The 9,028-nt window shown below is 71.8% G+C and carries 10 protein-coding genes; 3 read left to right on the top strand and 7 right to left on the bottom strand.

What is annotated here, in order from left to right:
* Window positions 1-139 precede the first annotated feature (139 nt).
* Window positions 140-796, bottom strand: a complete 657-nt coding sequence (locus tag AB0B48_RS29800; RefSeq protein ID WP_357207269.1) for an HAD family hydrolase — start codon at window positions 794-796, stop codon at window positions 140-142.
* 244 nt (window positions 797-1,040) lie between these two features.
* Between AB0B48_RS29800 and AB0B48_RS29795 the strand changes: the two genes are divergently transcribed.
* Entirely contained in the window at window positions 1,041-2,015 is a 975-nt protein-coding gene (locus tag AB0B48_RS29795) for a hypothetical protein (RefSeq protein ID WP_357207267.1), read from the top strand.
* 65 nt (window positions 2,016-2,080) lie between these two features.
* Here the strand turns inward: AB0B48_RS29795 and AB0B48_RS29790 are convergent, their stop codons facing one another.
* The 5 genes from AB0B48_RS29790 to AB0B48_RS29770 are packed head-to-tail and all read right to left on the bottom strand — an operon-like array spanning window position 2,081 to window position 6,644.
* Complete coding sequence (locus tag AB0B48_RS29790) at window positions 2,081-2,338, bottom strand: UBP-type zinc finger domain-containing protein (RefSeq protein WP_357207265.1); 258 nt, start codon at window positions 2,336-2,338, stop codon at window positions 2,081-2,083.
* Window positions 2,335-3,906, bottom strand: a complete 1,572-nt coding sequence (locus AB0B48_RS29785) for a Na+/H+ antiporter (protein WP_357207263.1) — start codon at window positions 3,904-3,906, stop codon at window positions 2,335-2,337. Before AB0B48_RS29785 ends, AB0B48_RS29790 begins: the two co-directional genes overlap by 4 nt.
* Window positions 3,907-3,944: 38 nt before the next feature.
* Window positions 3,945-4,910 (bottom strand): TIGR03885 family FMN-dependent LLM class oxidoreductase, encoded by a 966-nt coding sequence (locus AB0B48_RS29780; RefSeq protein ID WP_355007188.1) that lies wholly within the window; start codon window positions 4,908-4,910, stop codon window positions 3,945-3,947.
* A gap of 42 nt (window positions 4,911-4,952) precedes the next feature.
* Window positions 4,953-6,368: an NADP-dependent succinic semialdehyde dehydrogenase gene (locus AB0B48_RS29775; RefSeq protein ID WP_357207261.1), complete on the bottom strand. Its 1,416-nt coding sequence runs from the start codon at window positions 6,366-6,368 to the stop codon at window positions 4,953-4,955.
* 12 nt (window positions 6,369-6,380) lie between these two features.
* On the bottom strand, window positions 6,381-6,644 hold the full coding sequence (locus AB0B48_RS29770; protein WP_091401582.1) for a DUF6343 family protein: 264 nt from the start codon (window positions 6,642-6,644) through the stop codon (window positions 6,381-6,383).
* A gap of 123 nt (window positions 6,645-6,767) precedes the next feature.
* On the opposite strand from AB0B48_RS29770, the gene AB0B48_RS29765 reads away from it, so the two are divergent.
* Entirely contained in the window at window positions 6,768-7,361 is a 594-nt protein-coding gene (locus AB0B48_RS29765) for an antibiotic biosynthesis monooxygenase (RefSeq protein ID WP_357207259.1), read from the top strand.
* Window positions 7,362-7,481: 120 nt separating this feature from the next.
* Window positions 7,482-8,333 carry a GDSL-type esterase/lipase family protein gene (locus AB0B48_RS29760; RefSeq protein WP_357207257.1) on the top strand — a complete coding sequence of 284 codons (852 nt, stop codon included), beginning with the start codon at window positions 7,482-7,484 and terminating at the stop codon, window positions 8,331-8,333.
* A gap of 16 nt (window positions 8,334-8,349) precedes the next feature.
* Here the strand turns inward: AB0B48_RS29760 and AB0B48_RS29755 are convergent, their stop codons facing one another.
* On the bottom strand, window positions 8,350-9,027 hold the full coding sequence (locus tag AB0B48_RS29755) for an EcsC family protein (RefSeq protein ID WP_357207255.1): 678 nt from the start codon (window positions 9,025-9,027) through the stop codon (window positions 8,350-8,352).
* Window position 9,028: the final 1 nt, after the last annotated feature.

Below are 9,028 nucleotides of genomic sequence, written 5' to 3'. Positions count from 1 at the left end.
TTCTACATCCCCTGGTGGGCCCCGCGCCCCGCGCGGTTCCCCGACACGGGGGGGGCCGCCTGGCTCACCTCCCCCCCGCCGGGGGGCCCGCCCGGGTACGGGCGGCCACCAGGACCGCACGCTTCGCGCGGCCGGCGGGTCAACCGCCGGCCGCGTTGTGCTCGGCCACCAGGCTCGGGAGTTCGTCGAGCGAGTCGATCCGGAACAGGCACCGCTCGGCCACCGTGGAGGCGTCGAGGATGTGCCCCCACGGACCGCGTCGGATCAGGCACGTCTTCATGCCCGCCTCCAGGGCCGGGCGCACGTCGTTGTCGGGCCGGTCGCCGACGTACAGGATCGACGACGCGACACCACCGCCCGCGGCGACGACCCGCTCGAAGAACGCCGGTGACGGCTTCGCCACACCCCACCCGTGCGACGTGCCGATCACGTCCACCGGAAGGTCGAGATCGCGCAGGGTCGCCTCCGCGTGAGCCGGCTGGTTACCGGCCAGGCCCACGAACAGGCCCTGGTCCTTCAAGGACTTCAGGCATCCCCGCGCGTCCGGGTAGAGATCCTCCTCGGCGAACGACTCCGGCTGGCCGGCCGTCGCCCGACGCTCCAGCTCGATGGCGAGATCGAAGTCGGGCCGGAAGACCCGGAACGTCTCCTGATAGTCCAGACCCCGGGCGATCACCGCACCGAAGACCGCCGAGAAGGTGTGCCGGGGCACGCCGAGCCAGTCGGCCCAGGCAGCGAACTCGTGGGACTCGTCGAGAATCGACCCACCCACATCGAAGATGACAGTGTCAATCATGTCCGTCCCCCGTCGACGCTCACATCGTCGGTGAAGCATAGGCGGGGGTACGCGCAGCCGGCAGGCTTGGATGATCACTTGATGGGTGGCTGCACAGCGGTGGCGGTGTGGCGCTCCGCAGGACAGTTCGGGGCACGCCGGCAGGGTGTCTGCGGCCGGCGCTGTCGAGCTGATGACGTGGACGAATCACCGGCACGCGGCAAAAGCGGTGGATCGGACGCGCCGAGTGGGCCATGGTGACGCCATGGATGGCAGCGGTCTGGTTGACGATGATCTGGCTGGCGGTGGATCGACTGGCGGTGATCTGGCCGGTGGTGATCTGACTGGCGCGGAGCGTCGGGTGTGGGCGGCGATGCCGGCCGGGTCCCGCAGCGCATTGTCCGGGCTTTCCGGCGCGGACCTGCGCAGTCTGCTGTTGAGCGTGGCCCGCGACCGGGCGGCGACAGCGCGGCCGTCCGAAGTGGTACGACGGTGGCGCGAGGACCGCTTCGTCCGCCCGGCTCGCGCCGACCCGCGCGCGCTCGCGCGGGTGGAGGCCCGCATGTGGCAACTGCTGCCCGCCGACGTCGCCGGGGTGGAACTGTCGCCGGTCGTACCGGTCGGCGCCTGCTCGGCTGTCGCACCGGTCAGCCAGAACAGGATCGTCACCACGATGCGCGCCAGCGAGGTGCTGAGCGATCCCACAAACGCCCTCGCCATCGAGGCGGCCGTACGTCGCCGCCGACAGAGCGAGGTCCATCTGGCCGCGGCCCACCGGGTGTTGCGGGCGCAGGATTTCGGCAGCGCCGCGTCGGCGCACTTCCGGCTCTTCGCCCTGGTCTCCAGCGCCCGGGACACCGGCTCGGGCGACACGCAGGCCCGGCTGCTGGTCCGGCACCTCACCTACTGGCAGACCGTCCTCGCCGAGCTGGCACCGGCCGCCGCGCCTCAACTGCACGTCACCACGTTCGACAACGAGACGGTCCGGGAGCGGCTGGCCGACATGGTCCGACCGGCAGTCGACGCAGGTGCGGTGCCGCTCGTGGACGAACCGGAGCGATCTCGCGGTCGCGGCTACTACACGGGCTGCGCCCTGCGGATCACCGCCCTGAACGGCAGCCTGGAGATCGGCGACGGCGGCCTCACCGACTGGACCGCCCGGCTGAGCGGTGACGCGAAGGAACGCTGCCTCGTCTCCTGCCTCGCCACCGAACGTCTCGTCGACGTCATCAGCCGCTGAACCCGGCCTGGCGACGCCCGTCCCGCCCACCGTGCCCGACCCGGCCGACGGCCGACGGCGAACGATCAGCCGATCTCCTCGTCGATGAAGCACCAGCGCCAGGCCTCGCCCGGCTGCGCCGAGCGGATCACCGGGTGGCCGGTGGACGCGAAGTGCTTGCTCGCGTGCTGGTTCGGCGACGAGTCACAGCAGCCGACCTGCCCGCAGGTCAGGCAGGTGCGCAGGTGCACCCAGTAGGTGTCGCCGATGGCGACGCAGTCCGCGCACTCGTCGGGGGTACGCGGCTCGGCGGCACCGGCCTCGGTCAGGTGCTGACAGCTCACTTCTCAACCTCTCGCAGCAACGACTCTTCCAGGTCCAGGTCACGGTAGGCCTGCACCAACACTTCCTCAGGAATCCGACCGGAGTCCCGGGCCGCCCGGAACACGTCCCGCTCGGCGTCGATCATCTCCTGCCGCAGCCGACCGTACGCCTGCGACGGGGTCTCCCGCTCGTTGCCGCCGAGCCGTTCCCACGCCATGTTGGTGCGGTCCGCCACCGCTCGGCGTAGCCGGTCCACCACCGCATCCGGTGCGCCGTCGGCCAACTCGTCGAGGCGGTCCTGAGCGGCCTTGCTGGCCTGCTGCTGCACGGCGGCAGCGGAGAGCGCGTCCTGCACCGCGTCGTCCGGTGGCAGCTTCAACCGGCGGGCGACCAGTGGCAGGGTGGCGCCCTGGCCGACCAGGGTGAAAACGATCACGGCGAAGGCCAGCCAGATCAACAACGCCCTGGGGTACGGCTTGTCGTCGGCCAGGGTCAGCGGCAGGGCCAGCGCGGCGGCCAGGGTCACCACGCCCCGCATGCCGGCCCAGCCGATGATGATCGGGAACTTCGGTGACGGCCGGGCGTCACGGCGGCGCACCCGGGGGACCAACCGGGCCAGGTAGGTGGCCGGGAAGAGCCAGACGAACCGGGTCAGGAAGACGGTGGCGAGCACCGCGAAGGTGATCAGGATGAGCGAGCCGATCGGCTCGTCGAGGTCGCGCAACACCTCCCGCAGTTGCAGCCCGACCAGGAGGAAGACCAGGCCCTCCAGCAGGAAACGGACCAGCCGCCAGAACGCGCCGATCTGCAACCGGGACGCCGCCGACAGCAGCTGGGGCAGCTTGTGCCCGAGCACCAGGCCGGTGACGACAACGGCGACCACACCGGAGGCGTGCAGGTGTTCGGCGGTGAACACCACAGCGAACGGGATGATCAACGACAGCGCGTTGTCCAGCAGCGGGTCGGTGATCCGCCGATGCAGGAAGCCGAACACCAGCGCCCCGAGCGCCCCGATCAGGATGCCGCCGCCGGTGGACCGCAGCACCTCGATGGCGATCTTGTCGGCGCCGACGGCCGAGCCGATGGTGGCCATCGTCGCGACCCGCAGCAGCACGAGCGCTGTCGCGTCGTTGACCAGGCTCTCGCCCTCCAGAATGGTGACGACCTGGCGGGGCAGCCCGACCCGACGGGCGACGGCCGTGGCGGCCACGGCGTCCGGTGGGGCGACCACCGCGCCGAGGGCGAGGCAGATCGCGAACGGCAGCTGCGGCAACAGCAGGTGCAGCACCAACCCGACCACGAACGCGGTGAACAACACCAGGCCGACCGCGAGCAGCAGGATCGGCCGGATGTTGTTTTTGAACGCCGGCACCGAGGTCTCCAGCGCGGCCACGTAGAGCAGCGGCGGCAGGATGCCGACCAGCACCAACTCCGGCTCGAGGTGCACCTGCGGGAAGCCCGGCACGAACGAGAGCGCCAGGCCGAGGACGACCAGCACGATCGGCGCGAGCAGGCCGAGCCGGCGGGCCAACGCGGCGCCCAGGGTGGCGATCGCCAGGAAGACGACGACCGGAAACAGGCTTTCCATGGGGTACGAGCCTAGGGGTACGCCGGTTCCGGCCTCGATCAGCCGCCCGGGCGCAACTTCGGCAGCACCTCCGCGCCAAAGGCGTCGATGAAGCCGCGCTGCTCCTGCCCGACGTGGTGCAGGGCGATCTGGTCGAAGCCGAGCTGCGCGTACTCCTCCAGCCAGCCGACGTGCCGACCCAGGTCCGCCGACACGTTCACCACTTCAGCGACCCGCTGCGCCGGCACGTCGGCGGAGACCACGTCGAAGTGTTCGACGGTCTCCAGGTCCCAGCAGACCGGCGGGGCGAAGACGTTGCTGCGCCACTGGTCGTACGCGAGCGCCTCGGCCTGGGCCTGCTCGGGCGCCCAGGAGACGTGCACCTGGAGGTGCAGCGGCCCCCGCCCACCCGCGTCCCGGTACGCGTCGATCATCTCGCGCAGGTGCTCCACCGGGGCGTTCACGGTGATCAGCCCGTCCGCCCATTCGGCGCACCAGCGGGCGGTGGCCACGCTGACGGCGGCGCCGACCAGCGCGGGCGGCTGCTCGGGGCGGGTCCACAGCTTGGCGCGGTCCACCCGGACCAGGCCGTCGTGGCTGACCTCCTCGCCGGCCAGCAGGGCCCGGATCACGTCGACGCACTCCCGCAGCCGGGCGGCGCGCACGTCCTTGCGGGGCCACGGGTCGCCGGTGATGTGCTCGTTGCTGGCCTCGCCGGTGCCCAGGGCCGCCCAGAACCGGCCCGGGTACATCGCGCCGAGGGTGCCGATGGCCTGCGCGATGATCGCCGGGTGGTACCGCTGGCCGGGCGCGTTGACCACGCCGAAGGGCATGCCGGTGGCCTGCAACGCCGAGCCCAGCCAGGACCAGGCGAAGCCGGACTCGCCCTGCCGGGAGCTCCACGGGGAGAAGTGGTCGGAGCACATGGCGGCGTCGAAGCCCGCCCGCTCGGCGTGCATCACCGCCTCCAGGAGGGCGCGCGGACCGATCTGCTCATGCGAGGCGTGAAAGCCGAACGACGTCATGGGCACACCTCCTACCCACGTCCGCGTCGCCTGATGCGTGCCCTATTCCGCGTGTGCCCCCGCGCCGGCCGAGGCGGTGCCCTCGCCCACCCAGACCGTCTTGGTGTTGCAGAACTCCCGCATGCCCAGCGCCGACAGCTCCCGCCCGTACCCGGAGTTCTTCACACCGCCGAACGGCAACTCGGGGTACGAGGTGGTCATCCCGTTGATGAAGACGTTGCCGGCGTCCAGGTCGGTGGCGAAGCGCTCCTGCTCGGCCGGGTCCCTGGTCCAGGCGTTCGAGCCGAGCCCGAAGCTGGTGCCGTTGGCGACCTCGATCGCCTCCTCGTACGAGGAGACCCGGAACAGGCCGGCGACCGGGCCGAAGACCTCCTCGGACCACATCCGCATCTGCGGGGTGAGGTCGGTGACCACTGTCGGCGGGTAGAACCAGCCGTCGCCGTTCGGCCGCTCGCCGCCGCAGAGCACCGTCGCCCCGTTGTCGACCGCGTCGCTGACCTGGGCGTGCACCTCGTCGCGGCCACGCTCGCTGGCCAGCGGCCCGACGTCGGTGTTCGGGTCCATCGGGTCGCCGACGCGCAGCGCGGCCATGTTGGCGGCGAACTTCTCGGCGAAGGCGTCGAACACGTCGGTGTGCACGATGAACCGCTTCGCGGCGATGCAGGACTGGCCGTTGTTCTGGCAGCGGGCGGTGGTGGCAACCTCGGCGGCCCGGTCCACGTCGGCCGAGGGCATCACCACGAAGGGGTCGCTGCCGCCGAGTTCGAGGACGGTCTTCTTCAGCTCCCGTCCGGCGATCTGCGCGATGGACCGGCCGGCGGGCTCGCTGCCGGTGAGCGTCGCGGCGCGTACCCGGGGGTCGCTGAGGATGTGGTCGACGGCCTCCGAGTCGACCAGCACTGTGGTGAAGGCTCCCTCGGGAAAGCCTGCTCGCCGGAACACGTCCTCCAGCAGCAGCGCGGTCTGCGGCACGTTCGAGGCGTGCTTGAGCAGGCCTGTGTTGCCGGCCATCAGCGCCGGGGCGGCGAAGCGCATCACCTGCCAGAGCGGGAAGTTCCACGGCATCACCGCGAGCACCACGCCGATCGGCTGGTAGCGGATGAACGCCCGGGTGGCCTTCACGGCGTCGGCGTCGGCGGGCTCGTCGGCGAGGAACGCGGGGGCCTTGTCGGCGTAGAAGCGGGCGGCGGTGGCGCACTTGGTCACCTCGGCCTGCGCCGCGACGTACGTCTTGCCCATCTCCGTGGTCATGATCCGGGCGATCTCGTCGCGCTCGGCGTCCAGCAGGTCGGCCGCGGCGTTCATCCACTGGGCGCGCTGGTCGACTGTCGTCGCCCGCAGCTGGTGGAACGCGAGGTCGGTGCGCTCGATGGCGTCGTCGAGTTGCTCGGTGGACATCGCCTCATAGGTCTTGAGCACCTGTCCGGTGGCGGGGTTGGTGGTGGCGATGTGGGGCATTCCGTCCTCCTGTCACTCGAACAACGAGTGTCGTACGCCCGGCTCCTCGCGGCGGCGGGCGGCGCGGCGGCGCTGGATCACGACCAGGTCGACCACGGCGACCACGGCGAAGATCGCGCAGAGTACGCCGAGCCAGGCGATGCCGGCCCAGAACGCCAGCACCGCGAAGAGCACCATGATCACCAACCCGAAGCTGGCGAGCGTGAGCCGAAGGTTCAACGCGCTGTTCGCATGGCCGACCGTGCCACGGGCGCGCCGGGGCTGCGATCTCGTCATGCTTACGGAGCTACCCCCGATCGGCCGGATTAACCTGTACCGCGCGCCTGCACACCCGCGCCCGCCGGTGTGCTCCGGCACATCCGTTCGCGCCGCGGCCCCGGTCGACCGCAGGATGGGCGTATGTCAATGACCCTCGCCGTGCCGGTGACCGTCTCCATCGCCCGCCGCGTCGATCCCGGCCGGGCCAGCGAGATGGTGGCCTGGATGCGGGCCGGCACGGCGCTGGCCGAGGCGTTCCCCGGGTTTCTCGGCGCCGGCTGGGTGCAGAGCGGGCCCGGTTCGCCGGAGTGGCACATGCTCTACCGCTTCGCCGACGCCGAGACGCTGCGCCGGTGGGAGGAGTCGCCGCAGCGGCACTGGTGGCTCAGCTCGGCGCAGGGCATCGTCGAGCACACCCGGGTGGAGCGGCGTACCGGGATCGAGGGCTGGTTCGACAGGCCGCTGGAGCACTCGGTGGACCCGGTGGAGTTGGCCCCGCCCCCGTCGCCGCCCCGCTGGAAGCAGGCGGTGACCATCTGGCTGGCGTTCTTCCCCCTGAGCCTGACCGCCACCCTGCTGACGAGCCGCTTCCTCGACGCGATGCCGCTGGCGGCCCGGGTGCTGCTGATGACGCTCTGCCTGACCCCGCTGATGACCTATCTGGTGCTGCCTCGGATCACCCGGGCATTGCACTGGTGGCTGCACGGTCAACGGGCACCGTGGCGGGACGCATAGCACCTCTACGGCTTCCGCGTCGGCACTCTGCCGCATACCCGACAGCAACTTCCCGGCCAACCACATCCTGCGCATAGAGTTACCGCGCTGTCGCTCTGTGCTGCGGGAACGGGAGACGTCATGCCTCGACGCTGGGTCGCCGCACTGGCCTGTCTCGCGGCGCTGGTCGCACTGGCCTGCGAGGGCGGCAACTCCGCGGAGCCCCGTCCCACCACGAGCGGCAGGCCGTCGACCGGGCCCGGCGGCATCGCCGCTCTCGGCGACTCGATCAGCACCGGCTTCGCCTCCTGCCTGGTGCTCACCTCCTGCGAGCGCAACTCCTGGTCGACCGGGGACGGGCTGCGGGTGCAGAGCCACTACCGGCGGCTGCTCGAACAGAATTCGGCGATCCGCGACCGGACGTACAACCATGCCCGTCCCGGCGCCCGCGCGGACGCCCTCGTCGGTCAGGCCCAGGCGGCGGTACGCGACCGCGCCGACTACGTCACAGTGCTGATCGGCGCCAACGACGTCTGTCGGGGCGGGGTCGACGCGATGACACCGGTGGCGCAGTTCCGGGCCGACGTCGACAAAGGGCTGCGGGTCCTGCGGACCGGCCGGCCCAAGGCCCGGGTGCTGGTGGTGAGCATCCCCGACCTGTACCGGCTCTGGGAGGTCGGGCACGACGACGAACGGGCCACCCGCGCGTGGCGGCGGGGCATCTGCCCGGCCCTGCTCGCCGAGGCGACCTCGACCGCGCCCGCCGACCGGGCGCGCCGGGCCGCCGTCCGGGACCGGATCGACGCCTACAACGCCGAGTTGAAGGCGGCCTGCCGGGCGTACGGATCACGGTGCCGGCACGACGGCGGCGCGTTGCACAAGGTCCGATTCACCCTGGACCTGCTCAACCCGCTGGACTGGTTCCACCCCAACGCCACCGGCCAGGGCCGGATCGCCGAGGTGACCTGGCGCTCCTCCGGCCTGGCCAGCTGACGGCCCGGACGGGCCGTCAGGGTTGGCGCGGCTCCGGGACGCCGTTGCCGCGGGAGCCGTAGAGCGCCCGGGACCGCTGGGCGAGATCCTTTGTGGCCGACGAATTGGCCCAGGTGCCGAGCACGATTGCCGCACCGGGCACGATCTTGGCGACCATCCGTTTCGCGGCCCGGACGCCGGCCATCTGGGCCAGCCGGACGCCGAGTTGCAGCATGACCCGACCCAGCGGACGCTGACCGCCCAGGCCGAAGAGCGCGTCGGCGCGTTCCCGCCCGGCGGCCACGCCGAGCGCCAGCCTGGCGCTCTCGGCGACCTTGTGCACCCGCTGGAGCACCAACAGGTCGGTGGCCCGGTCGCTGTGCAGGGGGTCGACGCCGTACGCGGCGGCGATGTGCAGGGCCATCCGCGCCTGGGTCCAGGCCAGCACGCCCACGTCGATCACCGCGCCGGGGAGCCCGGCCGCGCCGGAGACCGCGCCGGACAGTCGGGCCAGGTTGACGAACTTGCGGGCCGCCTGGTCGGCCAGGGCGTCGGCGGAAACGCCGGGCTGCTCGGCACGGGCCCGGGCTGCCCACTGCGCGGCTTCCGGCCCCAGGCGGCGCACCGCCTCCAGGGCAAGGTGCTCCGGCGCGTACTGCGGGTCGTCACGCATCCGGTCCCAGAGCCGGGCCGGCGGACCCTCGGGGGCGTCCACC

The sequence above is a fragment of the Micromonospora sp. NPDC049089 genome (assembly GCF_040648775.1).
GTDB lineage: Bacteria > Actinomycetota > Actinomycetes > Mycobacteriales > Micromonosporaceae > Micromonospora.
Note: the sequence above shows the minus strand (reverse complement) of the source record. Positions and strands in the feature narration are given on the sequence as shown.

Excerpts from the sequence above, each read along its gene's own strand:
- AB0B48_RS29800 (WP_357207269.1), bottom strand. The coding sequence starts at position 796 with ATGATTGACACTGTCATCTTCGATGTGGGTGGGTCGATTCTCGACGAG.
- AB0B48_RS29795 (WP_357207267.1), top strand. The coding sequence starts at position 1,041 with ATGGATGGCAGCGGTCTGGTTGACGATGATCTGGCTGGCGGTGGATCG.
- AB0B48_RS29785 (WP_357207263.1), bottom strand. The coding sequence starts at position 3,906 with ATGGAAAGCCTGTTTCCGGTCGTCGTCTTCCTGGCGATCGCCACCCTG.
- AB0B48_RS29780 (WP_355007188.1), bottom strand. The coding sequence starts at position 4,910 with ATGACGTCGTTCGGCTTTCACGCCTCGCATGAGCAGATCGGTCCGCGC.
- AB0B48_RS29775 (WP_357207261.1), bottom strand. The coding sequence starts at position 6,368 with ATGCCCCACATCGCCACCACCAACCCCGCCACCGGACAGGTGCTCAAG.
- AB0B48_RS29770 (WP_091401582.1), bottom strand. The coding sequence starts at position 6,644 with ATGACGAGATCGCAGCCCCGGCGCGCCCGTGGCACGGTCGGCCATGCG.
- AB0B48_RS29765 (WP_357207259.1), top strand. The coding sequence starts at position 6,768 with ATGTCAATGACCCTCGCCGTGCCGGTGACCGTCTCCATCGCCCGCCGC.
- AB0B48_RS29760 (WP_357207257.1), top strand. The coding sequence starts at position 7,482 with ATGCCTCGACGCTGGGTCGCCGCACTGGCCTGTCTCGCGGCGCTGGTC.